This is a genomic window from Pseudonocardia endophytica, assembly GCF_004339565.1.
GTDB lineage: Bacteria > Actinomycetota > Actinomycetes > Mycobacteriales > Pseudonocardiaceae > Pseudonocardia > Pseudonocardia endophytica.
The window spans coordinates 1,655,019-1,681,370 of sequence record NZ_SMFZ01000002.1 but is presented as its reverse complement, the minus strand read 5'-3'; the positions used below and the strand labels follow the sequence as shown (position 1 = coordinate 1,681,370).

Sequence of the window (26,352 nt, the reverse complement as noted above, 5' to 3'; positions counted from 1 at the left end):
TTCAAGCCACCACGCCGTCAACAACGTGGATGGGCACTACATCTAGACCCGGGTGGTCGCTGTGCCTGCCGGCCCTGGAGCTCGGTGCGTCACTGGCGGTCTTGCAGCTGGCGCTCATGCTGGCCTCCCGATCATCGTCGGGCCTGTCGGCCCTGGTCCCCATGCGGGTGGCGGGCGCTGTCGGTGCGTCGACGTCGACGACGTCGACGACGTCCTAGATTTCCCACGGCGTCACGTTCACCACCGAAGGGACCGATTCGATGTCGTTCTCCCCCGATGAGATCGCCTACCTGAGCTCGAACGGGATGGGGCGGCTCGCGACGGTCGACGGCCACGGCCAACCGGACGTCGTTCCGGTGGCCGTCGAGTTCGACGGATCCGTGTTCTGGGTCGGCGGCGGAAGCACCGTCACCGCCACCCGCAAGTTCCGCAACCTCGCCGACGGCAACCACAAGGTCGCGCTGGTCGTCGACGACATGCCGTCGTTCGACCCGTTCATCGCGCGAGGCATCCGGGTCTACGGGGACGCCGACGGCCCACACGAGCGCGTCGGGATGGTCGGACCGGGTACCTACATGCGGATCACCCCCACGATCTCCTGGAGCTGGAACATGACCGGCGCACCCATCGGCGAGAACGGATTCGAGCCCACTCGCACGCTGCACTCCTGACCGGGAGACCGCCGTCGGCGAGTGATACACGGGTTCGGCGGCGGGGCGGACACGATCACCGACATCGGCGGCCCTGAGTCCGTCCAGGACGTCAGGCTCCAGGCGCTGCGCCGATCATGGAATGGGTTATGAGTTCCATGATCTCGAAAGGCGCGTTGACCTGCACAAAGTGGGGCGGGCCGGATTCGAGCCGGCGGCCTGACGGGTCCCGAGTCCGCTCGACAACGGCGGTCAGGCGCGATCGGTGGTGGTCGTCCGCGCAGGTCGACAACGCTTTGGACGTTCGGCGGTGGACGACCGCGATCGGGCGAGGCACGGCGAAAGCGTTGGCATTCTCGTTGGTTCTGATCATGTACCCGGAGTGGCTGGGCACCGGATCGGCTCTCAAGACGTCCTGCCCGCGTCGACTGCGCCCGGACGGCCGTGGGCGTACCGGGCCGACCTTGTCCGCATCAGCGCCCAGGTCACGGGCTTTCCTCATCGACCCCCGGGCCGCAACCCAGGAGTTCGCGCGCCTGCTGTCACTAGATGAACAAGTTCACGCGGCGTACCAGCTGATCCGGGACTCGTTTCTGTTCACCGATCGGCGACTCATTCTCGTACGAGGTTCAGCCGCTGATGAGCACTTATGTGACTCGCTGACCGGGGACGCGGCAGGTCCCTGAATGCTTCACCTGCTCGCGCTTCCCGCTATTCGGTCAGCTTTGGATGGCCGGGACCGGCCGCCACGACCCACACGACGCGACGGTCCTCGTCAGGGCAGTACCAGATGCGGCCTCCGGCGGTGACCTCGTACTGCCACTGGTCGAGCGTGCGGCCTGCGATGTGACGAGTAGCGAGCCGACCGCGGAGCCGATGCTGGCGCGAGGGGTTCTCGGGGCGAGTAGGTCGTTCGGTGAGCACGATCCACGCTTCCCACGTGTTGCCACGGGCCACCCGGCACAGCTCCTCCCATCCCTTGGCCGCCTCCGATGTCGCGAACCGCGCTTCCCAACCATGGGGAGGCCCGGGCGGAGCAACACGGTCGCCGCGCTTTGCTGGCAAGTCTCAGGCACCTTCTGGCGCCGGCACGGGGCCGTGGTCGTCGTCCAGGGGGCGGGTCAGCTCGTCGAGCAGAGCCGGATCGGCATGGATCGATGCGGTGGCCCTCCACTCGACAACGACCTGCGCGAGGACGGACCAGCGCCCCAACTCGGCCGAAGCCTCCACCGCACGAACGAAGTCGGTGGCGAACTGCCGTCGGTCCGGCTCGGGCAGCAGATCCAGCCAGGAGAACTCCTCGGTCAGCACCGTGACGCCTTCCTCAGCCGGCAGGTGCGCCAGAGCGTTGCGCAGAGCCCGGGCGGCACTCAGCGCGCCCACGGTCGCGGACTCGGCGGCGTCCTCGCTGATCAGAAGCAGCGGAGCACCGTCCCTGCGTCGAACGCGAACGTCTCCCTTGTCGGCCAGCGCGGCCACGCCCTTGGGGTCACGCTGTAGCTCGCTCCACTGGACCTCGGTAGTCACGAGACCAGTCTGAACTTATTCAGAAGTCCACGCAAGGCAGGCGAACGACCCGTGGCCAGAGCTGTCGACCGAGCGACCTCGGTACATGAACTCCACTGAACGCAACGCTCGCGTCGACGTGGGGTTATGAGTCCCATGATCGCCACCTGGGTCGCTGACCTGCTGAGAGTGGGGCGGGTCGGGTTCGAACCGACGACCTGACGGGTCCTACGTCCGCCGTATTGCGGCGGTCTGCGATGATCGCTCAACGTTATTTCCGCTGATCAACCGCGATCCAAGTACTTCCCGAGCGTCAACGGTGTTTGGCGGTCAGCGGTAGTAATCGTGGGGATAGTCGTGGGATTCGATCATGGCTCCGCCCAGCCGCGCCGAGCCCGGCCGGCACCGCGTGGATCCCCGGTCCCCTGCTGCAGCGTTGGTGGCCGGGAGCAGGAACAGCAGTCGACGTCAGCCCGGCATCGAGAAGGGCCGCGACGACCGGGCCGTCGCCCCGTTCGATCGCGACTCCGGTGATCTGGTGGCACTGCAGCGCGGTGACCAGTGTGGACAGTCCGGGTGTTGTGTGGGTGACGGCGAAGCGTTCGATCGCGGCGCCGCTGTCGTCGATGACGCAGACGGCGTCTTCGGGCCAGGACCAGTCCACACCGGCCCAGCGGATCGGCCCTTCGCCCGGTGCCTCGTTGCTGTTGTGGCTGGTGGTGGCCGGTTCCGCCCCATTCATCGGTGCTGGCGCTCCCGTCGCGGAGATCGGCGTCCCCGGTTGGGCGCGGCTACCGGTCGGTCACTGAAGCGCTCTCAGAGCACAACCCCATCGCCGGTCAGCACGCCCCGTCCCGCCGGGCCTCGCGTTGTCAAGGCGGACCTCGACAGCCACGCGAGCCTGGGCGATGACCCGACGGTCCGGGACACGCACCGGACCCGACGGATCCGGCAGAGCCAGCTTGCCTCCACTGACATCCAGCCTCCGCAGCGTTGACAGGCGCTCCGCGCGGAGCGGGAACGCACGCCGCCACCAGGGACGAGGCCGACAGACCCGGCGACTCTACGAAGGCCGAGCACCTGCTTAGCCTTTGGGACGCGATGTACCCATAACCGATTACACGCGCGGTGTAACTTGCTGAGCCGCGTATTCACCAAACTCACCCAGCTTGGCGACAAGAGCGGCAACATCCGCCCGGTCGTACTGTTCAGACCTCTCGGCGTATCTGGCGCTGCCACGGATGGCCGCAAGCCGAGCGTATAGCTGCTGAAATTCTTTGGGTACGTTTCCCATCTCCGACTCGCGAGCAATCCAATGATCCCGCCGACGATGCGACCCCCGGCCAGCATTTGCGGTCTCATCGAACCGACCCATAAGACACTCGATCAGCAACTCACACGCCGCGTGCGCGAGATCGATCGCCGGGGCTTTCAATTCTAGCTCCACCGCAGCGTCCGCCGCAGAGCGATACTGGTCAAACCGCTTCAGGACTTTCGCCGCACGTCCCAGATTGCGTCGAAAGTCGAACGCCACCATGCGTCTGCCGTCAGGGAGCTTCGCAACAGCAACCCAACCCGCATCCGGATCAGGGACGACAGGATGAAGGTCAGTAAGGTCTGATATGTCGGCGCTAGTAACTTCTTCGCCGTAGGCAATATCGCGAGCAGCACGGAACGTCGCCGACATCTCGAACTCGTTATCGAGAAGAACTCTAAGCTCGCCCGGCGCGGGAGGGAGCACTACGAGCGCCCTAGTGAAACTATCTCTCTCGACTTCTCGACGATCTGTCTCGGGATTTAGGAAGTGCTCATAGATTTGTTGAACTACGTTCTCGGCGAACTCATTGTCCGACTCCGCCTCCGGTTCCTGCGAGTCGCCCTCGGTCATCTTGATCCTCTCAACAGCTCTTCTCGCGGTATGCCGATAATCAGACGGTCAGCGTAGGCTACGACTAGCGAACGGTCGAACATATTTGCGCTCAGACGCAGCTGCCGGATGGGCGAGTCTGACAGCTAGCCGTGACAGCAACCCCGTCTACGCCCTTGGACCTCCTGCCGACCGCTGGACGCCGCGACGCTGGTGATGGACGGCGCAGGACACCTCCTCACCGCTTTGAAAGCGCGCAGTCCTGCGAAGGAGTGGTCCCTGCTGGGGACATCTGGGGACCACACGTGGTGCGCGCTGCTGAACTTCCCCAGCATCGGCACCCGTTCGAAGCCGCTCGACACGCTTGACGTGCGGAAACGCCAACGCACACCTCCTGGGGGTCAAGTGGTGATCGTCGGCAGCGTTCCGGCAGCGGGCGCATGGGCGTCGCCCAACGGCTGCTGGTACGCGGTGACACATTGCCGCAGGTCGAGGCGCGTACCTGATGGCCGCTCGCGGCACTCAGCGACTCCAGTCAGACGCCTTTCGGTCAGCGGGGTCATGGCGGCCGGCTCGTCGATAGTTGCCGGAGGTTCATCGACGTATTCGGGATGAAAGCTGTCCCGACGTGAGCCACCGCCAACGAGGCCCGCTACGGGATCATGTGGGGCGCGATGGGCGCTGCCCGTGACACCTACCTCGCCGCGTTGAACTACGCGAAGCAGCGCGAGCAGTTCGGCACTCCGATCGCAGCGTTCCAGCTCACCCAGCGCGAGCTCGTTGACATGGTGCTCGAGATCCAGAAAGGCATGCTCGTCGCGCTCCACACCGGCCGTCTCAAGGACGCCGGCCGACTGCGTCCGGAGCAGATCAGCTTCGGCAAGCTCAACAACGTCCGAGCAGCCATCGAGATCTGTCTCGAGGCCCGCACGATCCTCGGCGGCAACGGCATCACCCTCGACCACTCCCCCGTGCGCCACGCCTGCAACCTCGAGGGCGTCCGCACCTACGAGGGCACCGACGAGATCCACACCCTGATCATGGGACGGGCGATTACCGGCATCTCATCGTTCGGAGCGGCTGCCGGGTGACGACATCGGGTCGGTAGTGGTCTCCGGCCGACATCTCCGGTCAAAGGGGGCACGAGTACCTACATCGCTGCGGCGGCAGTTCAACGGAGCCGGGTGCGATCATCAAAACCGATGATCTCCACGGCGAGTTGTCCGAGTCATCCCGATTCGCCAAATGAGGCAGTATCCCTAACCCGGAAGGGTCGTTAAGGTCGTCGACTACCGCCCCACGATCGGAGCTACGAGTGGCCCGCACTCTAATTTCCGCAGTACTCACAGCAGTAATACTGCTTGTTTCGACCGTATGGTTGTCGTCTTCCGCCATGGCCGGGCCAGGGTGCCCTGATGTCTCGATTGTAACCGTTCCAGGTAGCCATCAAGGCGCAGCCAACGGGGACTCTTACGGTGGCGGCGTCGAGGTCGACTCGGTCATTGGGCGAGTCCGGAAAACTATAACTTCAAAGCGGCCAAATATCTCGTATAGTATCCACCCGACTGACTATCCTGCGAAGCTGGATATCCACTACTTCGAGTCAAAGAACGAAGGCTACAACACCACCTACGAATGGCTCCAGAATTTTCGTGACTGCAAGAACACCAAAGTCATTATTGCGGGCTTCTCCCAAGGTGCCCACATTGTAGGCGACCTGCTAAACACGATTGCGCGCACAAACAGCCCCATTCCGCAGGACAAGTTGCTGGGCGGCGTTCTGATCGCGGATCCTGGCTTCAACGCAGGATCGCCGGGCGCCACTCGAATCGGCTTCGGCTTTGGCGAGGGCGTTGCAGGCGCTCGACCGCCGTTCCCGAGCAGCATGCCAGTTAAGTCGGTTTGCCTCAGAGGCGACCTTGTGTGTGATAGCTACATACAGAGGCTCGCGCTTGCGCCGCCTCCCGCGCGGGCCACAGTCATCGGGCTGCAGGTGTTCGCCGAGCTGCGCAATAAGGATCACGAGAGCCGGTATCTGTATACCGACTGGCCCGGAACCAAGTCTACAATCTCCGAATACCTGGGCGGGTGGCTAAGCGAACGGGTGCTCGCCACTACTAAGTAGAGACTTAGAGGGCCGCATCTGCATAGGCGGGACCCATCCCCATACTGTCCGTGCGGATCACCTAGAACCTAGCAGTTAGAGCCACGGCCGTAATGATCAGGCCATCGGACTCGCAACGATCAATGCCCCCGTCGGGTGCGCCGAACCGAGGGGCGGTCCATCTGGTCACCGATCAGCTCCCAGGCCAAGCGGACGACGTAGCCGCGGGTCGCTTCGTCCATCTGCTCGCAGTAGTCCGCGAAGTGCTCGAGCAGGGCTGCGCAGTGCTTCGCCACCTCGGGCTCGGACAGCACGGCGATCGTGCCGCGCGCCGGTTGCTCCAGGACCCAGGCCGCCGCGGCGCGAAGTATCTCTTGGTGGGCACGTAGCCGGTCGATCTCGCGTAGGCGTCGCTGGGTCGGCAAGCTGGATCCCCCGGGATTCTGTGGTGCGGAGTGCTGGTCCCGGGGGAAGCGGGACACGTTCAGGCTCGGCAGCGACGAGTTCGGGCGCAACCCTCGCCAGCCCCTCGTGAGGGTGATCTCAACTGGGCCAGTCGCCGCCCGCCGATGTCCGCGCGGATCCGTCACCGCAGGTGAACCGTGGTGATCTGTCGGTGCGTCGTGCCACCCTGCTGGTGTGACGGCGGTCGACGCGGAGCAGATCGAGCGGATTCCCCGCGGGAATCTGCGGGTCCCGCGCGCCGAGTTCATCGCGGTCTGGGCGACGGCTACCGAGTCCGACTCGTCGGACTCCGACGCTCAGAACTGGTACGCGGGCGGCGTCGCTGCGACGTGCCAGTGGTTGGCCTGCGCGATCTACTCCCCACCGTGGGGCCGACCGCGCCCTCCACGGGCGCCGGCAACGGGGACGCGACAGTTCGCGTTCGAGGAACTGATCGAGCGCGAGTACCAGGCTGCGGAACGGCTCGCCGAACGCCGACCGACGCTGCTGGTGAGCCAGCCCGGCTGGTGCGAAGGCGTCCGCGCGACGCCGCGCTGGGCATGGCGGCACGACGGTCCGGCTCCCTTCGACTCGGACGGGCGCCCCACGGCCTGGTCGCCGAACAAGGGTCACAGTCGGTCATCCCCGGGCGACGGCCCCTCGTAGACGTCGACGAACTCGTCGTCGTCCGCAACGCCGGCGTCGGCGGTCTGATCGTCGACGTGCCAGCGAGATAGTTCCTCACCGCGTCGGTCGACGTCGTCGCCCTCCTCGGCGGAATCGCGGTAACTGATCTCGTCGAGTACCCGCTCGGCCCGGTCCAGGCTGCGAGCGGTCGCATCCGCGTCAGGTACCTGGACGACGTCCTCATCGAGCGGTTGTGGCTCGGCGGCGGCCTCGTCCCGTAGGTCGGACTGGCGGGACTCGGCCGCGTCGGCTGCACGATCGTCGCGCGCCTCGTCGCCCTGGTCGGCGGCCTCCGCATCAATCGGCCGTGTGTCGACGTCGTCCTCGGTGACGTCGCGGTGCTGCTCGTCCTCGGCGATCGCGGCGTCGTGGGCGGCCTTCCACTGAGCAGCCGTCACGCGCTCGTCGGGATCCTCGTCGGCGTCGCGCGCCGACAGCTCAGTCCGGGACAGCTCGGCCTGGCTGCGGGTCTGAGCGGTGTGCACGAGCCAGCGGGCCCGGGCGTCGTCGACCTCCTGCAGATCGGCCGCTCGCGTCTCGAGCGTGCCGGCCAGCGCTGTTGCCTCGGCTGAGCCTGTTGCGCAAAGGAGCTGACGGTGGGATCTCAGGCTGGCTGGTGGTGATCCGGATGGCGCGCTCGGTGGTGTCCGGTGCGGGTCGGTGTTCAGATGGCAGTGGCGCGGTAGAGCTTGAGCAGGTTGTGGGTGGCGGCGATGAGCTTCCACTCGGCTCGGGCGGCGACCAGCCCGCGGCGGGATAGCTGTCGGATCCCGCGGCCGTGTTTGATCTGTCCGAAAACCGGCTCAACGCTGGTCGAGCGCATCCGCATCATCTTCTTGCCGGTGTCGGTCTTGAGGCGGGCGGTCATCTGTTCGACCAGCGCCGTGGTGGTGGCCTCGCTCGGTTTGCCATCTTGTCGGGGTTTACCGCGCCGGCCGTGTCGTGCGACCGCGATGTAGAGCGTCGGACCATCGGGGCGTGCGAGGTCGGGGTGGGAGGCGTTGACGTTCTCGGCGCGCCAGTAGCCGGCGTCGGCGACCAGAGCATCGATCGGCTCGGTGATCCCGGCGGCGGTCAGCCCGGCGCGGGTGGCGCTCAGCATTGGTGCGAGTTGGGCGACGTCGTTGCTGTCGGTGCTGACCTCGGCGGCCACGATGATCTGCCCGGCGGTCGTGACGGTCTGGGCGTTGAAGCCTTGGACTCGGCCATGGCGAGACTGCATCGGGCGACTGTCCGGGTCGGTCAGATTCGTCGTCGTTCCCGGCTTGGGTGCCTCGTCGCGAGCTCGGGGCCGGAACTGGCGCGGCGGCTGTCCTTTCGCCGCGCGGGCGGCGTTGAGCTGGGCGGAACGGGCCTCGAACCGAGCAGCGCGGTCAGCGGCGACGACCTCGAGCCGCGTCCGAGCCGCTTCGAGTCGCTGGCGTGCTGCGTCGAGCGCGGCCCGACGGAGCGCCGGATCCACCGCCGGTCCCGACTCGCTCTGGTGGTCCTGATCGGACGCCGCGTCCTCGGCGGCATCGATCTCGGCGGCCTCCGCGAGGATCGCGGAGATCTGTTTGCCGAGTTCCTCACTGGTCCGGTTGCGATCGATCGAGGCGTTCGCGGCGATCTTCGTGCCGTCCACGGCGATCGCGCCGAGCGAGACCAGCCCGGCCTCGGCGCACAGCCGTAGGGAGTCCACGAACACCGCGGCCAGCGCGTCGGCGTGGCGGGCCCGAAACCTGGCCAGGGTGACGTGGTCCGGGGCCAGGCCGGCGGCCAGGATCCGATAGTCGATCTGTTCGAGGCAGCGGCGCTGGATCTGGCGACTCGAGCGCACACCGGTGCAATAGGCGTACAGCAGCACCGCCACCATCACCGCAGGGTCGTAGGCGGCACGACCGTGCCCGTCAGCTCGGTAGGAGCGGTGGAACGCGTCCAGGTCGAGAGCCTCGACGACGTCGATCACGAACCAGCACAGGTGCTCCGGGGCCAGCCAGTCCCGCATGTCCGGCGCCAGCAGAAACCGCTGCTCACGATCACCCGTGACGTAGTTCAAACCCACCCGCCGATCCTGCCACCAAAGATCAACAGAGCGTTGGCCGGTAGGTAGTTTCTGCAACAGGCTCTGTCGTGTCAGATCGTTCGCGATTGTGAACTGACATCGAGCTTCCTCCTGTGCCTCAGCACCGCGTAGGCGGCACGATCACAGGAGAACCCCGGAATGCACGAGGGACCCGGACAAACTGTCCGGGTCCCTCAGAGATCGCGATTGATCACGGAAAATCTAGCTGTCATTGATGATCCGGTCAACGATTGTGAGTATCGAGTCCCACGGCAGCCGGCGGTCCGGCGGCGCCTGCCGCGGTTCGTGAAGGACCCATACGTCCGGTCCGTACACGAGGTGGACCCCGCCGGCGCGGAGCGCAGCCAGGTGTCCCTCCCAGGCGGGGTGGCGGGCGAGCGCCGCGTTCACGCGCGGAAACACGACGACCGGCGTGGCCGGATTGCCGATCGCCTCCCCAACGGTGGTGAGCGCCTGGTTGTCAGCGATACCGAGCGCGAGCTTGGCGACGGTGTTCGCCGACGCCGGCGCGACGACGTAGCAGTTGACCGGCGGGTGCGGGCTGCGTTCGCCGGGCTGCCGCGGCGCCACCCGCACCGGGAGCCCCGTGAGGTGCTCGAGCTCGCCAGACTTGTCCAGCCACTGGCCAGCGGTCGGCGTCAGTGTGACGGCGACCCGCCAACCGCGGTCGAGCGCCGGGGCGACAAAGTCGGGCCGGATCGTCTCGACGCCACCTACCGCACCGGCGACGAGACCGACGACCGGTGCGTCGTCGGTCATCGCACCGCCCGGCACCGCTGTGCCAGGCCAAGCAAGCGTGACGAGCGGCTGCCGCCGGTCACCGGCGCCCGTCGGTGCATGTTCTTCACCGTCTCCCGTACGACGGCGCTGTGGCGTACCAGCGCCGGCGCGGTCTGCTCGGCGCTGAGCAGCAGGGCCAGAGCATCGTCGTCCCGGGCCAAGTACGAGAGGGCGCGAGCAAGGTCGATCATGTGCGTGACCTGGCGCTCGATCGGGAGGTGCGAGACGTCGACGTCCTCGCCGCGGTTGGCTACCCACGTCATGTCGCCGAGGTCTAGCCCTGCCGACAGGCGGTGGAGTTCGACGTTCGCCGGCCCGAACCCCGTCTGCCAGTAGTTCGCATCCTCCCCGAGCCGCTCAGCCGAGCGCTCCGCTTGGTTGAGAAGGTCGTCGGCGGAGGTGCGGTCCTGACGGCGCGCAGCCGCGACGGCTGTACGCAGATGCAGCATCCCGAGCAGGCTGAGTGCGTTCGGATCGCCGGCCTCCACCTGCGGAACGAGCCAGCTGGCCGCGGTCTCGCCCAGGCTCAACGCGTCGTCGTAGCGTCCGACGGCCAGAAGGGCGTGCGTTGCGGCCCGGGCTGCGGACGCAAGGACCAGCGGGTCGTCAGCTTCGTCTGCCGCCTTCATCGCGCGCTCCGCCGCGATCCACGACAGGTCTGCCTCTCCGACCTTGCTCAACGTCGTCGCCGCGAGGTGGTGTGTGCGGGCAGACATCGCCCAGGACCGACGGCGATCATCCGAGTCCCGGCCAGCCGCGGCGTCCTCCAGCTGTTGGGCAGCCTGGATCAGGCGAGGAAGCTGCTGGACGACATCGCCGATGCGTCCGCGCTGGTAGTCGGCCCACAGGAACTCGACGAGCTGCTCGGCTTGGCGAAGGTCCGGCGGCGCTCCCTCCTCCGAGGCGAACAGCACCCGGGACAGCCGGCCCGGCGCCATGAGCGCGTCGCGGATAGCTGGGATGTCGTCCCGCTCGTCGTCGTCCTCCATGAGGACGGGCTGGCCCATGAGATCGCCAAGCGAGACGCGCAAGGCGGCGGCCAGCTCGGTCAGAACGTCGACGCGACGAGCCTGGCGTTCGCCGCGCTCGATCTTGCTCAGCCAATCTGTACTGCGGCCGACGAGCCCCGCGAGCTGGCTCTGTGTGTAGCCACGACGCTGCCGGTAGAAGGCGATCCGTTCGCCGATCTGCATCTCGTCACCAGCCCCACGCACGGCTCCAGGCTACCGCTACGTGCGACGCCCTTCGGACACGTTCCCACGAAGGGCATTTCCAGGAGGTGCGAACCTGCGACCCTTTACGAAGGTAAACCGATTCCAAGCCTCTCATCTGACGACGGGCTCCTGGTGCCGAACAGCCGGACGAGCCAGGCCGAGTGACGATTCATGTTCCCAACGTATACGGTCGCTGTTGTCGCGATCCTGCTGACGATATCCGCTTCACCTGCGGGCGCAACTCACAGCCCACACTAAGTCGACGCCTCGATGGGAATATCGAGCAGGATCACATCAATCTCGCCAGGAAGTGCATGCGCACAAAAGTCTGGGCCAGAGTCGACAGTTTCTTGACATCGAACGATCTTCGTCTGAAACAAAGCAGCTGGGTTGGATCGATCTATCCGTTGATGATTCGCTGGCCATGCACCCAAGCTCTAGCCCAGTTCCCGTACGAGCCAAAGGAACTCGAACAATCAGGGTCGATCGCGACATTTCTGTTGACAGCCTGCCAGAATTTACTGATCCCAATAAGCTCTGATATCACGGCTTCTGACATGCCGGCGAGACTGCCGCTTACCTCGAAGTCCAACAAGGCAAGCCAGAGGAAGATCGGCTTCGCCTCCTCGACGACTTCCGCAAAGCCAATTGCCGGAGATCCCCAGTCAAGGCTCCATCCCACGTGCTCTGAATACAATACCTTCAGCACCTCGTCCGCGATGACATGACTAACGTGCACCTTGGTTCGCCGCCAATAGTAGCGAAGTAGACCTCTGTGCCAATCATCGATTAGGCGCCACTCGCCATCAATAATTGATACGATGACTCGTAGGGCAACGCCGGGCAATACCCCACCAAAACCTTCAGTTAAGAGGGACGGTTCAGCGCGGCGGACGTTCGGGGCATCTACGATGAGCTCGCCCGGAGATACGACGTGCCTTAGCAACCACAAGTCGACGATAGCCTGATCTATACTCAAGCCATGAGTAGCGACATATCGCATCCAAGGAACTTCTTGGAACCGACTATTACCGCCCTCATTTGCATATAGAAGCGGGCGTACTTCGTCAGCCCACCCGGCATCGAATTGATCAGCGCTACCGATTAATTCAAAGCGCGCCCACCTGCGATCTATCTCATACTCAAGGCGACCGCTTTTCGCGTGATCACGCCCGTCCAGCATCTTAGCGCGAGCGTCCCGATGTAGCTCAAAAAGAGCCGCTGATGATCGGTTCGTAGTCTTAACAGGACCAGCTTCGCGCCAGAAATCTAGACACATCTGCGGCAGGAGATCAATAATAGCTCGAGACATTGCGCAGACATTGACTGTACGCAAGCAAAGGGTGAGATAGTTGTCCGCGACAACTCCTGTCCGCCCTCTCGTCCCGCGAGCAACAAGCAACCGTAAGACCTTTTCAGCGCCACGCTCTACTCTTTCATCAAAGGCTTGGACCATAACCTCTGGCACAACAGAGCTCGGATTCGAGCGGAATACCTTCTCGATTCTATCTACTAGATGTTCTATACCATCGCTGCGACGCACGAACGCCTCAGCTGCGTAATACTCCATAAAGGTTCGATGAGTAAAGCTATAAAGTCGCCGTCCGCGAGCGTCCGTTCCCAGCCGGGAGAGGAGCCATGCGCGTCCAGAACAAAACTCAAGGAAAAGGCGTGCCCGGCGGGTACTCTCGTCTCGGTCAAGACCGGCAGTGTTCTCGAAGAAGCGGGCGATGAGGCCGGTCAATTGCGACTCCTCTACGCCAGCTTGAGCAGTTTGGTTCTCAAAGAAGAATAGGGCGATCTCATGCATGAGATAGTTGCCGTGCTGACGATGGTCAGTCGGCTGCTCGATCTGGCGACTGGCATCCCACCGCGTAAACAATAGGTCAGCGCATTCTCGATACACTAGCCGTCGGTTCCGTGGGATGTACCCCCGAGCTTGATATAGGCCACACAGGAGAGACAACATGAGCGGGTTGCTCCGAATGTCGGCGACCGACTCCGATTCTGCAATAAAGGCGTTGCGCTCAACATCATCGCGGCGAGTCAGAGCAAACCAACGCCGAACATATTCTAGGAACTGCCTGTAATCGAATTCGGCCAACGAGTACGTCTGAAAGTCATCACTGAAGCGCGCTTGTTCGTAGCCGACTTTCCTACTAGTTGCGAGAACGCTGACGGCCGGAAACTCCTCAGCGAACGCCTCGATTCGACGAATTAGCGTGCGCCGCCGAGTATGATCTAGTACTTCGTCGATGCCATCGAAGATGAGACACGCCTTGCCCAGAAGAAGCAAGTCGCGGATCTGGTTCACATTCAAAGTTAGCGAATGGTCAGCGCTCAACCGCCGCACGACGTGCTCGACAATGGAAACATCTTCCCCGCTAGGCGCCCCAATTTTCTTACAAAGCAGCACTATCGGAGTCAGCCCCAGCTCGATATCGCTTGACAATTGGAGGGCCATATGGCCAATAAGCGTACTCTTACCAACGCCAGGGTTACCGATGATCACGGCTCGGCCGCGGACGTGAGGCCTAGTAAGTTCTTCGCTATGGATGGGCGCCACCCCTGGGGCCTGCGAAACTTGACCGTCACCCCGGAACGGTCGAATAGTCCTTTGCACATAGAGTTGCGAGTCTAGGAAACGGTGATCATCCTGGATCTGCGTCATGGGGAGCTCTTCGTAGCGTCGACGCATCGCAGCACTGATCATGCTGCCAGCTTCTAAGGCGTGAGTGATTCGGCTAGTGTCGCGGAAGACTTCCGTAAGGCTACGAGAATACGAACCGAAATCGCGATGTGAGCCTCTTAGCAACTGCGAAGCGAAGACCGCCCCCTGAGTGAACTGAGCCCCATGACGAGTGTCCCTCTGCATGTACAATCGTACGCGCTCAGTTGCGGAGTCGAGCTCGCCCGCCATCAGACGCCATATGTCCAACGCAAGTGTGTGCCAGGCGTCGGTCCGATTTTCGGAACACCACCTGCCTGCAATTTCTTCGAAGGCTTCTGCGATCGCGCTTCTAGATTCCTCGGCGGCGGCCGTGTCGGATTCGCCTAGACCCGCAGCAGCGGTCGTAATAATGAGGTACGACTCGCAGATACTTCGTACTTCAGGGCGGGCTAAGAACAAGTCGATATCCCTGACTTGTGCTGTAGATAGCAAGCCAACCGGCTCATTGTCGGCATCGCGAAGCTCAAATATGCCAACATCTGCGTCGATAGAAGTAGCCAAGGCTGCCGCACCCTCTGGCCCTAGAACCGCACTTAGCGACCGCGCAGTGGCCCGTCCAGCGACTGCGCCCAGAAGCGATCCAAGTGCATCTACCAAGGCAACCCCCTCACCGATCTGACGCAATCGCACAGATGTCTGACTCTATCGCTGGTCCTGAGTAGCCGAAGGGATACGGCTGCTTCGGACTTTAGTCGTCGTACCAGCGGTGCGCTGGCCGACAGCGCACAGTCGCTGACGCCGGACCGCACCTTTGCTGACGCGCAGACCTCGACCAGGCAGCGTGGCGAATCGACGCGCAGACTGCCCTCTCGGGCACTGCAAGTACCCGACGAACGCAACGGTTGCGCCGCCGAGATCTGCCGCTCAAGATCGCCTTTCTGTCTAAGGTCGAGCTCGATTTTCCGTCATCCCCTGACATCGGCGATCAAGAGCCGATACTCAGGGCTGCCTCAGCCGTGACGAAGCGGGTGTGCGGTGGAGGCCTCTCTGCGCTAAGGCTCGCTACCCAAGGGCACCCGCGCCTGCACACGAGGCGCTCTACTCGAGCCGTCCAAGCCCGGCAGCCGACCCTTCTGGCTAGCCCCCGATGAGCCGGTGCGCGCCCTAACCGACTCATCGGCCGGTGAGTATAGGAGGTGCGACCGACGAGTGGCGCAGATCGGGCTGTTCGAGGCCCAATCCGGACCCACGCTCCCTAGGCACTGCTGTTCTGGCTCCATCGCACCCGGATCGGCACCATCAGAGGAGCACTCATGAGCTCGGCCCCATTCCTAGCCAGACCTCCGATCAATCGTGTCCCGACGGCTGGCCGCAGTCCGCTCGGTACCTATCTCGAGCACCAGACCCGGCCGTGGGGCGGTGTGCCGGTCCCGGTCGCTGGCCCGGTTCGGGCAACCATCTGGTTCATCGGCGTCGCAAACGCAGGCCTCGCTGCGTGGCTCGCGTTCGTGTTCCTCGACGTCCTGCCTTGCTCGGGCCCGGCCTGCGCGATCGCGACCTGGGGGCACCCGGTCGCGCTGCTAGTCCTCGCTGGACTCTCTCTCGCCCTGCTCGCTGGCGCTGCCTTCGTCACCCATGGCCTGTCAGAGACCGGCGTCGTTCCGCTTTGCGTGATCGTGGTGGGAGCAGGTTGCGGTGCGATCGCGGTGTCCGGCCTAGTTGCGCTCGTGCTGATTGCTCTCGCCACGTCTGTCCTGACGTTGGCCGTCGTGGCCGCCGTCGTTGAGCGGCTCTGACCGCTCCCTGTCGACGATTGGAGTCGCCATGCACTCGACTGATCTATACACCGACGTCCCGCCCCCGCGCCGGTACGACCTGACCCGGCTGTCGGCCCACCTGCACTTCCGTCACCCCGAGCTGCCCAGTCCCGTCGTTCTCCACTGGAGCGACGAGCCGGTGCTGCTCCTCGACGCCGGCCGTCCGTGGCTCTACGGCCCGGCCGGCCGGGATCCGGCTGCCGTGGACGGTCGGGCCGTGCTGCCGCGGCGGCAGGTCCGCCGTCTCGCCCAGTTCGCCGGACACGGCATCGCCCTTCATGCACTCGCCATTGCTCACGAGCTGGATCCAGCCGGGCCGGTTGCCGAGCTAGTGCCCGACCTCGCCGACGGCCCGCGGACTTGCACCGACGAGGTCGCACGCGTCGTCGTCGGACCAGTCCCGGCACACCCAGCTCTCGCGCGAGCCACACGACTGCTGGAGGGTGTGGTGCGCACGACTGCCGATCTCCTCGACCCGATCGTTTTCGGGGTCGTCGGAACCTGCAAGCCCGAGCACGGCGACCTCTGTTTGTTCTACCCCCTCACCGCTTGGCGGTGGTGACGATGCTGCGAATCGCACCCCGCCCGTCCGGGGTTGAACTCCCGCGCGGGAGCCGCCGGGTCTGCTGGTGTCTTGCCGTGCTCGACGCCGGCGTAGCGGCTTGGATGTCGGCCACCGGACCGTGGTTCGACGAGACGTCGGCACTTACGAGGGTCATCACACTCGGTGGACATCACGTGATCCTCTTCTGGGTTGCCGTCGCAGCCGTGGCGACGCTCCTGTCCGCCGCGGTCCTGACGGCGAACTTCACGACCGTCGGGCGCGCCGCGGGCACGGTGCTGACGGCAGCGATCGGCCTGTCCGTAGTGGCCCTGGCAGGTCTCGCGTCAGTCCTAGCGCTCGCCGCGACGGTCGTGTTGCTTGTCTCCGTCCTTGGGCGCGCCGTCCGCTGATCGGTCCCGGTCAGTCCTTGAGGCGGGCCGGGACCGCCCGTCATTTGGCTAGAGTCGCGTCGGCGACAGCCAGCTCGGCGACGGTCAGTCCGCCAGAGTCGTGTGCGGCATCCGGACCGCCCGGCCGAGCACTCGCACGCAGCCACTCGAGCAACGGCTCGTCGTCCATCGACGCGAACCGGTGCAGGTTCCGAAGGGACGGTGCGCCATTGCAAACGGGATCACCTTCTGGACCGTCTGCTCCGTCCCGCAACCCGACGACCGCGTCCCGTAGAAGGGGCGCAATCTCGGCCGGACGCACCGGCATCAGCACGAGCCCGCACAGCTGCCGCCACCCGCTCAGCAACGTCACGGCCTTACGTGCGCGGCGCAGGCCAGCGTCGTCGTCGTCGCTGGCCGGTTCTCGGACGACGAACACATCGAAGAGGTCGGCCCGCACCTGGTTAGGGTCAATTCCGACGAGCGGGACACGCGCCTCGAATACCGCGCGGCCCCGTGACCTCCGTCCCGGAGACAGGAGCGCGTGACCACCAATACGGCCCGAGTTGCGCTCGACGAGGCGCACCATCAGACGCGACAGCATCTCCGGCGCAACCCGGGCACCGAACGCGGCCGCGCGGACGGCGACCGTCCCGGCATCGATCTGCCCACCGGAAGTGACGCTGACCTCGGCGAGAGTCGGATCCGGGGATATTGCGAACGTCCTGGCACGCGACTGCCGTGGGTCGATCATGCTCGCGCCGGCACCTGGTGCGGCTCGGACGGCGGTCGCTGCAGGGAGTTCGAAACGCCGGGTGACCGTCCGCCGAGTCAGGTCCGCGGTCAGGTGCTCGCCTGCGGCGACGACGGCGTCGAGAGCGTGATCCTCGCCGACGACCTCGTTGGTTAACGCGGCGTATCCGTCGACCAGCGTTCGCAGTGCGGCTCTAAGAGCTGGGGCGACGGTCGCGTCCACAGCCTGCAGGAACCGGACCAGCCCGCCGGACGCCCGCCGGGCTAGCAGTAGAGACTCACTCATTACCGCGGACCGTGCGGGACCGTCGGGCAGACCAACGGCGGCGCGCATGCGGCTGACTGCGCGCTCGGCATCGAGCAGTGACTGGTCGAGCGTGAGGTGGACCCACTGATCCACCGCATCGACGACCGCGACTCGCAGCCACGGGCCGGCGCCAGCGATGTCGACGGCGACCGTCCCATCACTGCCGCCTATAGGGCCTATGTCGCCATCACCCAATCCATCGGCAGCAGACTGCCCAAGCAGGCGGGTCAACACCGGTGCCGCGCCCTCCGAGCCCAACGGGAAGGTCAGCCGCCGCCAGTGGCACGGCGCCATGAGGTCGACGTCAAGGTAGACACCGGCCCCGAGATGCACCCTGTGGACAAGGACATCGTCCATCACCGCGTATGGCGGACCGACCTCGACAAGCGCGCCATGCTCTGCATCCTCGGTCGGCAACACCGCGACGTGCACCGAACCACCTCGCACACCGCAACGTATTGCACACGACAGGGTTCCGGCATCATCGCATCAGCGCCCGTCAGGTCCAAGCAATCCGGTCCCCGCGCGCCCCCCGAGCGTGCTCCCACAATCGCTGGCAACCGGGACGTACCGGGACGGTCTCCGCACCGCGGGCGTTCCGCCACGGCGCCGGTGATTCTGCCTCACCTAGGTACGCAATCAGTTCCGCGAACCACGCCTCGTACCCTCCGGCCATCCGCCAAACCCTCGAGCTGAGGTCGACGGGTCCTGCATTCGGACGGTCGAGTCGAACGATGACCGTCGCGCGCTCGCACAGCGCTTTCCGCTGGCGAGGGGTCGGTACTGGGAATCGCGTGTGTCGGCGATCCCGGACTGCAGCGAGGAAGAAGATGTCGTGCGTCGTCCACGTGGCCTCCTGTCCGATCGCTTCGAGGAAGGCATCCGCTGGCTCGATCTCCTTGACCCGGATCGTCAGACGATCGATGCCGTGCTGCTCGCGCCACAGCAGGCGAGCGAGTCGGGCCACTGCATCGTCCACGTCGTCCGATTCGGGGGCCGGCCGTAGCGCCGCACGGGGGCATCCGTCCCCCGGGTCGGGCAAGCGGTACGCCTTCGGCAGCCGGCGCACCGCACTCCCGAATGACTCCTTGGCCCTCAGAACGTCTCCCCGCGCAAGCGCCCACAGACCGTGGGCCACTGTGAGCAGCAGCGGCGTCATTACCGCGAGATCGCTGGAGCCCAGGACAGCCACGACCCTCCAGTGCGGATCAAGCACGCGCCTGAAGTCACCGGCTTCCAAGCCGAGCACCGCCCACAGCAGCACAGACCGTGGTTCTGGAGCCGACTCGGCGACGCGCATGCCTGCCTAGCCGGGGGTGGTAGAGGTCTGAGCACGGACCTGCGTGACGGCCGCGGGGCGGCTCTGCGAAAGGACGTTCCGATCCATGCTGACCCGCCTTCTCGCCCGTAGGCGCAACCCGCTACCCTGGCCCTAGGTAACAACTTGCCTCACCCAGGGCAAGCAGGATAAGTGCATAGCTGATCGCTAGGCAAGTCCGGTTAGTAGTCAACGTTCGCGACAGGTAGCAGCCAATGTTGCCTAGATACTAGGCAAATCGGGTTAACCACGGCAGTATGTCTGCCATTCGGGTGATGAGCGACGAGGAGGCGGCGGTGGCACTCAGCAGTAGTGAGGCGGCCGACCTGGCTGGCATGCTTCGGCGCCTTCGCGAGTCGCACTGGCCAGACGACGAGGTCACACAGGGACAGCTCGCCGCGGCCATCGGGGTGACTGCCGCGACGATCAGCACCTGGGAGTCGAGCAAGAGCACGAAGTCCCCGAATGCCGAGCGACTGCGGGCCTACGCCCGCTTCTTCGCCACCAGACGGTCGATCGAGGGCGATCCGCGACTGATCCTGGACAAAGATCTCGACGACGGCGAGCTGGCCGAGCTCCGCCGACTGGAGAGCCAACTGATAGGCGCGCTCGGGGGTGATACCAACGAGCGACCCGGGATCTTTACGTTCTCCAGCGGCCCGGTCACGATCATCTGTCCGGAGGCTCCGAAGGACGTCCGAGGAGCGCTGGCGAGCCGGAACGCCCCGAACTTCACAAAGCTGCAGCAATACGCGGACCTGGACGCGCTGATCGAGATCCACGGTCACGTGCGCGCCATGAACCCCTCGCTCGACGTGTTCCACCGGCTCGCGTCCGAAGCCAAGCCGGATGACCTGTCTACCCACGTCATCCTGCTGGGCGGTGTGGGATGGAACAAGGCGAGCAGGCGCTTCCTACACGCTCTGGAGCAGATGCCGATTTCCCAGATCAACGATCCCGATCTGACGGGCGATGACGAGGACTACGGCGAGATCTTCCGCGCACGCGACAGCGACGAGGTCAAGACGTTCCGTCCGATCTGGGAGGGAACCGACGAGGATCGGGAGCTGACTGAGGACGTCGCCCTGCTCGCGCGGATCCCCAATCCGTTCAACGGCACGCGGACGTTGACCATCTGCAACGGAGTGCACAGCCGAGGGGTTCTCGGCGCGGTCCGGTGCCTGACCGACGCCCAGATCCGCGACGCGAACGAGCAGTTCCTTGCCGACCGGTATCCCGACGGGCGGTTCGCGCTCCTCCTGCGCGTGCCAGTCGTTGAGAATGAGACACTCTCCCCCGACCTGCAGAATGCCGAGACTCGGTTGTTCGAGTGGTCCCCCGAGGACGGAGTCCCCGCGTGAGCACCCCCATGCTGTCCCGGACGGGGGTGCGTCAGCTCCCCAGCCACGCACGCCTGTACGCCGACGCCCCAGCCACCCGTGCCGAGCGGATGAGCCGGGGCAGTGCTCCGGCGGCGATCGTCGTTCCGGCGTCCCGCCCGGCATCCTCGCTGGCCCACCTGATCGACGTGGCAGCACAGATGGGGGCGTTCCTGGTCGTCCTGTGCAGCAAGCAGGCGAACGTAGACCAAGTCTCTCAGCGGATGCACGAAACACTAGGGTCACGCGGGGTTGCGATTCGGGTCGACGAGTATGAGTTCCCCGGGCTGACGTTCACGACATCCGGCCCGGAATTCTCGAGCGTCAACGGCGGACGGCGCAGCGACCTCAGCATGAAGCGCAACGTCGGCCTGTGGCTCGCCCGTCTGCTCGGCTGGGAGAAGATCGTCTTCGTCGACGACGATATGACCATTCTGCCGAGCGACATCAGCCGGATCGTCCACCAGCTCGATCGATTCCCCATCGCCGGAATGCGATCACTGGCCTACCCGGACAACTCGGTTGTCTGTCACGCGCGGCGTTTGGCTCGTATGGACCAGGACGTGTTCGTCAGCGGTGCGGTGCTCGGGGTGAACTGCGCCCGTCGGGACCTGGCCTTCTTCCCCGACATCTACAACGAGGACTGGTTCTTCTTCGGGGAGGCGGCTGCCACCCGTGGCCTTCCAAGGCCGGGCGTCGCGAAGCAGGAGGTGTACGACCCGTTCGACACCGCGCGGGCCGGTCACGAGGAGTTCGGAGATCTCCTCGCCGAGGGTCTCTACTCCCTGATCGAGCAGAGTGGTGCTGACTCCTTCGAGCAAGTCGTCGAGCTCGCGTCGAGCACGTATTGGACGGACTTCATCGACGTCCGCCATAACGCCATCCTGGATGTTCGGGGACGGCTGGGACACCTCCTCGATCGGCTCGACTACGACGACCGCACGATTCATGCCGCCACAGTCGCGCTCGACTCCAGCCGAACCCGCTATGATGGACCTGCGGCGATCGCTCCAGGCCAGTGTGCCGAGTTCCTTGAACGGTGGCGCAAGGACACCAACGACTGGCGGAACGCGTTACCGGAGCCGATGCGGTACCGCTCGCTCGCTGGCGCATTGGACGGTCTGCAGATCACCGTTTGGCGCCCGGTTCGCTGAACGTCACCACCCGCCAACGTCGAGCTCAAACCGCCGCTCGATCCGGTTGCCATCCGCTGGAAGTGGCTGCTCCTCCCCGGTCGGCTTGAATCCCACGCTCGTATATGCACAGCGAGCGACGTGGTTGTTGCCTACCACCCACAGATACAGGCTGTCCCATCCAGTGGCTCGGCCGATCTCCACGGCACGACCGAGCAGAGTGCGGAACACCCCGAGCCGACGGTGGCTAGCGTCCACCCAGATCGACTCGATGTGCGGAGCCTCGGGCTCGTCCCCGACAACGAGACCGGCCATACCGATGATCGCTCTGCCGTCAACGGCCACCAGCCACGTGGCCTGTTCGAGCCGCCGCCGCCACTGGCTCTCGTCGAGGTGGGCCTCGTCGAAGTACGTCGAGGCGAACGCCTGCGGCGACTCCCACAGCGCGCGCAACCGGGTAGTCCGCAAGATCTGCCACTCCCCCGGCGACAGTTCGCGGACCGCCGGCCCCCGTTTCGACATCTCCACCCTGTCCCTGCAATCCCTAGGCCACCGAGGGCCCACTCGTCACCCGACCGAGGCACTGTTACCGCCCCGAACGGGTCTGCGCGACCGCTGGGCGTCGTCGCGGTCACGACGCGCCGCGGCGATCTACCCGTGACCAGCCCACCAACGCGACACCGGCGACTACAGCGGCAGTCGAGAAAGCGATCGGGTAACCGCCGAGATCGGCCACGACGCCGACCAGCAGCGGACCTACGACGGCGCCGGCGTCACCGACCATCTGGAATCCGGCCAACGCGGCGCCGCCGCGACCGCCGGTCGGCTGCCGGTTGACGAGGTCACCGACCGCCGCGTTAGCCGGCGGCGCGATCAAGCCGGTACCGACACCGGAGAGTGCCGAAGCGACTAGGAACTCGGCTATTGACGAACTCAGGCCCAACCACACGGCTGTCGCGGCGAGAACTGTCGTCCCGAGCAGCGAAGGGAGACGCCGCCCGATCTGATCCGCCATCCAACCGGCGATCGGCAGGCCAGCCGCGGTGCCCGCTGCAAACAACGCCAGCGAGGCCGCGGCCCAGCTGCTCGTCCGGTCGAGCATCTCAGTCACAAACACCGGGACTAGCACCACCCTGATCCCGTGGACCGTCCATCCATCGAGGAAATTGCTCGCCAAGGCCGCCCGGAACGCCCGGGTCTTGCAGGCCGTCCAGAACGTCGTAGCTCCGGACGCCACAAGACGTTCCTGGGGAACATGGGGTGGAGTGCATGCAGCGAGAAACAAGGCGACCACGGCGGTCGCGACGACGAGGAGCCCGCCGTAGACGATGAAGGGCAGGCGGTCCCCCCACGGAACGAGCACTGCCCCCGCGACAGGGCCGACAACGCTACCCAGGAGGAATGCCCCCGCCAACGCCGCCGACGCCCGGCCAAGCATTGTCCGGGGGGACATCCGGAACAGCATTAGATCGGACGACACCGTGAAGAAGGTCGACCCGATCCCACCGGCAGCCCGGAACACCAGGAGCTGCCAGAACTCAGTCGCGGCGGCGCAGGCCAAGCTGGACACCCCGACGATGAGCAGGCCCAAGAATAAGAGGGGTAGCTCGCCCAGTTTCTCCACCAGTCGACCACTCAGCGGGGCGAACAGGATACGGACCACGGCGAAGGCACCGATTACCGTCGACGTCGCGGTCAGACCGACATCAAATGAGCGGGCGAACACCGGTAGTACCGGAGCGACGATCCCGTAGCCGACGGCCACCGTGAACGACATGCCGACGAGGACCCTCACCCCGCTAGGCAGGCGGGCCGACCTGTCGGACAACGTAGTCGCCCATTCCCCGGTCTGACCGACCCGGCAGCGCGGTGTCTTACCATCATATCGCCAACGTCTGGCTGCGCTACCCGTACGCCTTACTAGACGGAGCACCCACCCTCGGCGCGGGCCTCATCGCAGAACGAAGGTTGCCGATCACATTAAGCTCTCGATCCCGGTGCTCGCATATAAGAGAGAGCAGGACCGGATTGAGGCTGATACCGTCAAATGATGACCCTTCGCGGTCCACCAGGACAGATGATCGAGCAACGGGGCGCATTGGTCCTGAGCAGCACATAGGAGTTCTTATTAAAAAACCACTTTCGATATGACACCTCGTCAGTGGCTCACGAGTCCATCCATGCCGCGTCCATAACCGCGGCACCAGCTGGGTGCAACTCGCCGCGAGCCACGTAGATATCGGTCAGTGTGCTGATCTTCGCGTGACCGGTTAGATCGGCCTTCTGGCGATCGGTCAGCACGCCTGAGTCGTGCCAGATCGTCGCCGCGGTCTTGCGGAACGTATGACTCACGACCGGCCAGTCCATGCCAGCGGCTTCGCGCGCCTCGCGGATGTAGCGGTTGATGTTGTTCGGATCCTTCCAGTTGAAACCGCTCTTCGCTGACGCGGCCGGGAATACCGGAACGTCCGGCCCTTTGGCTGGCCGAGCGCGCAACATCGTGACGACGAAGTTCGGCAAGGGAACGATCCGAAGCGAGGTGGTCGTCTTGCCGTCGTGTCGGTGAAGGCCCTTTCCGCGGTGGCGGACCACGTTGCCGGTGATCGCAACGATCGGAACAGACATCAGACCATCCGAGCTCTCGACCGGGATTCCCTCCAGGTCGAGGTCACGCTCGCGGACCGCGAACGCCTCGCCGACGCGCACCCCTGTGCCGATCATGAACGTGATGAGGTCCGGCAGGTCCCGCCGACGAGCAGCGGCTTGAGCTCGAGCTTCTATCGGGTCGGACGACGTTCCGGCCATCCATGCGAGGAAGCGGCGCCGCTCCTCGGTGGTGAGAGCACGTGGTCGCCGCGGCCCGCGCTCGATCGGGTCCAGATGCCGGATCGGGTTGTCCTGCAATGCCTCATGCTGAACGGCAACCCGAAGGACAAGTGACACCACGGTGCGGATCGTCTTGCGGGACTCCGGACTGTGCTTCGCGGCGAGTCCGGAGAAGAACGCGTCGACGTTCGGGACCGTGCACTCGTAGAGGCGCCACTGCCCCATGGCCGGCAGGACGACCGAGCGGAGTCGCTGCCGGTAGGTGTCCGCCGTCGTCACTGCGCGGGTTCCGTCGGCCACCTGAGCGTCGAGCTTGCGCAACCAGGTCTCGGCTGCACGCTCGAACGTGTCACTCGGACGCAGAGGCGCGGACGGGCTACCCGTCCGAGACCGGATCTCGTCCTGGATCGACCGTGAAGCAGCGGCCTTCGTCGACCCGCTGCGTTCGAGCCACCGAGTGACGCCGTCGTAGTCCCGGAACCGGCACCGTGCGACAAAACTGCCACGAGCGACGCCATCGCTGGTCGTCCGTCGCTTGATCGAGATTGAGCCGTGGGTCCCCATGGCCAGCGGTGGTCGTGCCATGCGCGGCGATCCGTCCCGACGTCCCCACGCATTCGTTTCCGTGGGGTTTCCGTGTGATTGGATCAGTATACGGCGCTCTGCGGGGACGCGCGATACCCTCTGAGCGGCTAGTATGTGGGGCGGGTCGGGTTCGAACCGACGACCTGACGGGTTATGAGTCCGCTGCTCTGACCAGCTGAGCTACCGCCCCTCGACACGGGAGCCTAGCGAGGACGTCCACCACGGACCGTCGTACCCGGTTGTCCCCCGGGACTCGGTGCGCTATCCCAGCACACATGGCCGACCGAGCCGACGAACGGGCCGCGATGGCCGCTCGCTTCCGCGAGCGGGGCATCGCCGACGAGCGGGTGCTCGCCGCCGTGCGTTCGGTCCCCCGGCATGCGTTCGTCCCGGAACCCCACCGGTCCGGCGCGTACGATGAAGTCCCCTGGACGATCGGCGACGGCCAGACGATCTCCGCGCCGTGGATCGTCGCGTTCAGCGCCGAGTCGCTGCGGCTTCCCGACGAGGCGCGGGTGCTGGAGATCGGTACCGGCTCGGGCTACGGCGCCGCGGTCCTCGCGGCCGCCGGAGCGTCCGTGGTCACCATCGAGCGTCACCCGGGTCTGGCCGGGAGCGCCCGGGAGGCCCTCCAGAATGCCGGGTACGGCGACGTCGACGTGCGCGTCGGCGACGGTCACGCCGGCGTTCCGGACCGGGCGCCGTACGAGGGCATCGTCGTGACCGCGATGGCCCAGGACGAGCTGCCGCCGGCACTCGTCGAGCAGCTCGCGCCGGGAGCGTCGCTCGTGTGTCCGGTCGGCCGCGGCGGCCACGGAACACTCTTCCGGTATTGCGACGGCGTCGTCGAGAAGCTCCTCGACGTGCGGTTCGTGCCCCTCGTCGCAGGGTGAGCGGCGGGGTACGAGAGCGGACGAGCGCAGAATCGGATGATTCGACCGCGTCGTACGAGGTACCCGCGGAGATGACCGAGCGATCCGAGCTGCCGATCCCCGACTACGACCACCTGCCCGAGAACGGGCTGGCGAACCGGATCCGCACGCTGGACACGGACCAGATCGACGTGTTGCTCGACTACGAGCGCGCGCACGCGAACCGGCTGCAGGTCGTCATGCTGATCGAGCAGCGTCGTGACGCGTTGCGCTCCGGCGAAGCCCAGCCGACGCCGGGCGACCCGGCCGGCACGCAGTTCGAGACGCCGTCCACGCCGGACCGCGGATCGCCGGTCGAGGACCGCGACCAGCAGCAGTACAACCAGCCGCTCCGGCACGGCGTCGCGGAGCAGACGCCGAACCGCCCGACCCGCTGAGCGA

At 65.4% G+C, this 26,352-nt stretch carries 24 protein-coding genes, 1 tRNA gene and 2 pseudogenes; 11 read left to right on the top strand and 16 right to left on the bottom strand.

The genetic code is table 11. The annotated features are described in order from the left end of the window. The first annotated feature begins 260 nt into the window (after positions 1 to 260). Positions 261 to 671, top strand: a complete 411-nt coding sequence (locus EV378_RS26735) for a PPOX class F420-dependent oxidoreductase (RefSeq protein WP_132430156.1) — start codon at positions 261 to 263, stop codon at positions 669 to 671. Positions 672 to 762: 91 nt separating this feature from the next. Here the strand turns inward: EV378_RS26735 and EV378_RS35575 are convergent, their stop codons facing one another. Continuing rightward, positions 763 to 1,023 (bottom strand): hypothetical protein, encoded by a 261-nt coding sequence (locus EV378_RS35575; protein WP_165922392.1) that lies wholly within the window; start codon positions 1,021 to 1,023, stop codon positions 763 to 765. A 91-nt stretch (positions 1,024 to 1,114) separates the two neighbouring features. On the opposite strand from EV378_RS35575, the pseudogene EV378_RS36510 reads away from it, so the two are divergent. Further along, positions 1,115 to 1,273 (top strand): annotated as a pseudogene (locus EV378_RS36510) (PH domain-containing protein); the annotation flags it as partial. 445 nt (positions 1,274 to 1,718) lie between these two features. On the opposite strand, the gene EV378_RS26720 reads toward EV378_RS36510, so the two are convergent. The 3 genes from EV378_RS26720 to EV378_RS26710 form a co-directional block, all read right to left on the bottom strand. Next, positions 1,719 to 2,177, bottom strand: a complete 459-nt coding sequence (locus tag EV378_RS26720; RefSeq protein ID WP_132430154.1) for a hypothetical protein — start codon at positions 2,175 to 2,177, stop codon at positions 1,719 to 1,721. Between the two features lie 292 nt (positions 2,178 to 2,469). After that, complete coding sequence (locus tag EV378_RS26715) at positions 2,470 to 2,898, bottom strand: IS110 family transposase (protein ID WP_132430153.1); 429 nt, start codon at positions 2,896 to 2,898, stop codon at positions 2,470 to 2,472. A gap of 375 nt (positions 2,899 to 3,273) precedes the next feature. After that, complete coding sequence (locus tag EV378_RS26710; RefSeq protein ID WP_132430152.1) at positions 3,274 to 4,044, bottom strand: hypothetical protein; 771 nt, start codon at positions 4,042 to 4,044, stop codon at positions 3,274 to 3,276. Between the two features lie 620 nt (positions 4,045 to 4,664). Here EV378_RS26710 and EV378_RS26705 point away from each other — a divergent pair. Beyond that, a pseudogene (locus EV378_RS26705) lies at positions 4,665 to 5,114 on the top strand (acyl-CoA dehydrogenase family protein); the annotation flags it as partial. Positions 5,115 to 5,416: 302 nt separating this feature from the next. Next, positions 5,417 to 6,148 carry a cutinase family protein gene (locus EV378_RS26700; RefSeq protein ID WP_132430150.1) on the top strand — a complete coding sequence of 244 codons (732 nt, stop codon included), beginning with the start codon at positions 5,417 to 5,419 and terminating at the stop codon, positions 6,146 to 6,148. A gap of 119 nt (positions 6,149 to 6,267) precedes the next feature. Here the strand turns inward: EV378_RS26700 and EV378_RS26695 are convergent, their stop codons facing one another. The 6 genes from EV378_RS26695 to EV378_RS26670 form a co-directional block, all read right to left on the bottom strand. Next, the gene (locus EV378_RS26695; RefSeq protein ID WP_132430149.1) at positions 6,268 to 6,552 is read right to left on the bottom strand and encodes a hypothetical protein; all 285 of its coding nucleotides are present in this window, start codon (positions 6,550 to 6,552) and stop codon (positions 6,268 to 6,270) included. Positions 6,553 to 7,200: 648 nt separating this feature from the next. Beyond that, a complete protein-coding gene (locus EV378_RS26690; protein ID WP_132430148.1) occupies positions 7,201 to 7,983 on the bottom strand; it encodes a hypothetical protein in 783 nt (260 codons plus the stop codon). Beyond that, a complete protein-coding gene (locus EV378_RS26685; protein ID WP_132430147.1) occupies positions 7,923 to 9,302 on the bottom strand; it encodes a transposase in 1,380 nt (459 codons plus the stop codon). The genes EV378_RS26690 and EV378_RS26685 overlap by 61 nt, the downstream gene beginning before the upstream one ends. Before the next feature lie 222 nt (positions 9,303 to 9,524). Continuing rightward, positions 9,525 to 10,082: a flavoprotein gene (locus EV378_RS26680; RefSeq protein ID WP_132430146.1), complete on the bottom strand. Its 558-nt coding sequence runs from the start codon at positions 10,080 to 10,082 to the stop codon at positions 9,525 to 9,527. Next, a complete protein-coding gene (locus tag EV378_RS26675; protein WP_132430145.1) occupies positions 10,079 to 11,317 on the bottom strand; it encodes a helix-turn-helix domain-containing protein in 1,239 nt (412 codons plus the stop codon). The genes EV378_RS26680 and EV378_RS26675 overlap by 4 nt, the downstream gene beginning before the upstream one ends. Before the next feature lie 400 nt (positions 11,318 to 11,717). Further along, on the bottom strand, positions 11,718 to 13,988 hold the full coding sequence (locus EV378_RS26670; RefSeq protein WP_165922500.1) for an NACHT domain-containing protein: 2,271 nt from the start codon (positions 13,986 to 13,988) through the stop codon (positions 11,718 to 11,720). A gap of 1,313 nt (positions 13,989 to 15,301) precedes the next feature. Here EV378_RS26670 and EV378_RS26665 point away from each other — a divergent pair. From EV378_RS26665 to EV378_RS26655, 3 genes are all read left to right on the top strand, one after another. Next, the gene (locus tag EV378_RS26665; RefSeq protein ID WP_132430143.1) at positions 15,302 to 15,784 is read left to right on the top strand and encodes a hypothetical protein; all 483 of its coding nucleotides are present in this window, start codon (positions 15,302 to 15,304) and stop codon (positions 15,782 to 15,784) included. Between the two features lie 28 nt (positions 15,785 to 15,812). Then, complete coding sequence (locus EV378_RS26660; protein ID WP_132430142.1) at positions 15,813 to 16,367, top strand: hypothetical protein; 555 nt, start codon at positions 15,813 to 15,815, stop codon at positions 16,365 to 16,367. A 77-nt stretch (positions 16,368 to 16,444) separates the two neighbouring features. Beyond that, a complete protein-coding gene (locus EV378_RS26655; RefSeq protein ID WP_132430141.1) occupies positions 16,445 to 16,759 on the top strand; it encodes a hypothetical protein in 315 nt (104 codons plus the stop codon). 40 nt (positions 16,760 to 16,799) lie between these two features. On the opposite strand, the gene EV378_RS26650 is transcribed toward EV378_RS26655, so the two are convergent. After that, a complete protein-coding gene (locus tag EV378_RS26650; RefSeq protein ID WP_132430140.1) occupies positions 16,800 to 18,230 on the bottom strand; it encodes a hypothetical protein in 1,431 nt (476 codons plus the stop codon). Positions 18,231 to 18,297: 67 nt separating this feature from the next. Beyond that, on the bottom strand, positions 18,298 to 19,062 hold the full coding sequence (locus tag EV378_RS26645; RefSeq protein ID WP_132430139.1) for a hypothetical protein: 765 nt from the start codon (positions 19,060 to 19,062) through the stop codon (positions 18,298 to 18,300). A gap of 329 nt (positions 19,063 to 19,391) precedes the next feature. Here EV378_RS26645 and EV378_RS26640 point away from each other — a divergent pair, with 329 nt between their 5' ends. Both EV378_RS26640 and EV378_RS26635 read left to right on the top strand, forming a co-directional pair. Further along, entirely contained in the window at positions 19,392 to 20,477 is a 1,086-nt protein-coding gene (locus EV378_RS26640; RefSeq protein WP_165922499.1) for a helix-turn-helix domain-containing protein, read from the top strand. Continuing rightward, entirely contained in the window at positions 20,474 to 21,649 is a 1,176-nt protein-coding gene (locus tag EV378_RS26635; protein WP_132430137.1) for a glycosyltransferase family A protein, read from the top strand. The genes EV378_RS26640 and EV378_RS26635 overlap by 4 nt, the downstream gene beginning before the upstream one ends. A gap of 3 nt (positions 21,650 to 21,652) precedes the next feature. On the opposite strand, the gene EV378_RS26630 is transcribed toward EV378_RS26635, so the two are convergent. From EV378_RS26630 to EV378_RS26615, 4 genes are all read right to left on the bottom strand, one after another. Next, positions 21,653 to 22,150 carry a GNAT family N-acetyltransferase gene (locus tag EV378_RS26630; RefSeq protein ID WP_132430136.1) on the bottom strand — a complete coding sequence of 166 codons (498 nt, stop codon included), beginning with the start codon at positions 22,148 to 22,150 and terminating at the stop codon, positions 21,653 to 21,655. A gap of 109 nt (positions 22,151 to 22,259) precedes the next feature. Further along, positions 22,260 to 23,423, bottom strand: a complete 1,164-nt coding sequence (locus EV378_RS26625) for an MFS transporter (RefSeq protein WP_132430135.1) — start codon at positions 23,421 to 23,423, stop codon at positions 22,260 to 22,262. 371 nt (positions 23,424 to 23,794) lie between these two features. Next, on the bottom strand, positions 23,795 to 25,039 hold the full coding sequence (locus EV378_RS26620; RefSeq protein ID WP_132430134.1) for a tyrosine-type recombinase/integrase: 1,245 nt from the start codon (positions 25,037 to 25,039) through the stop codon (positions 23,795 to 23,797). A gap of 115 nt (positions 25,040 to 25,154) precedes the next feature. Then, positions 25,155 to 25,229 (bottom strand) — tRNA-Ile (locus EV378_RS26615). Positions 25,230 to 25,314: 85 nt separating this feature from the next. On the opposite strand from EV378_RS26615, the gene EV378_RS26610 reads away from it, so the two are divergent. Together EV378_RS26610 and EV378_RS26605 are read left to right on the top strand one after the other, a co-directional pair. Further along, entirely contained in the window at positions 25,315 to 25,932 is a 618-nt protein-coding gene (locus EV378_RS26610; protein WP_132430133.1) for a protein-L-isoaspartate(D-aspartate) O-methyltransferase, read from the top strand. 71 nt (positions 25,933 to 26,003) lie between these two features. Next, on the top strand, positions 26,004 to 26,348 hold the full coding sequence (locus EV378_RS26605) for a DUF8129 domain-containing protein (protein WP_132430132.1): 345 nt from the start codon (positions 26,004 to 26,006) through the stop codon (positions 26,346 to 26,348). The last annotated feature ends 4 nt before the right edge of the window (positions 26,349 to 26,352 follow it).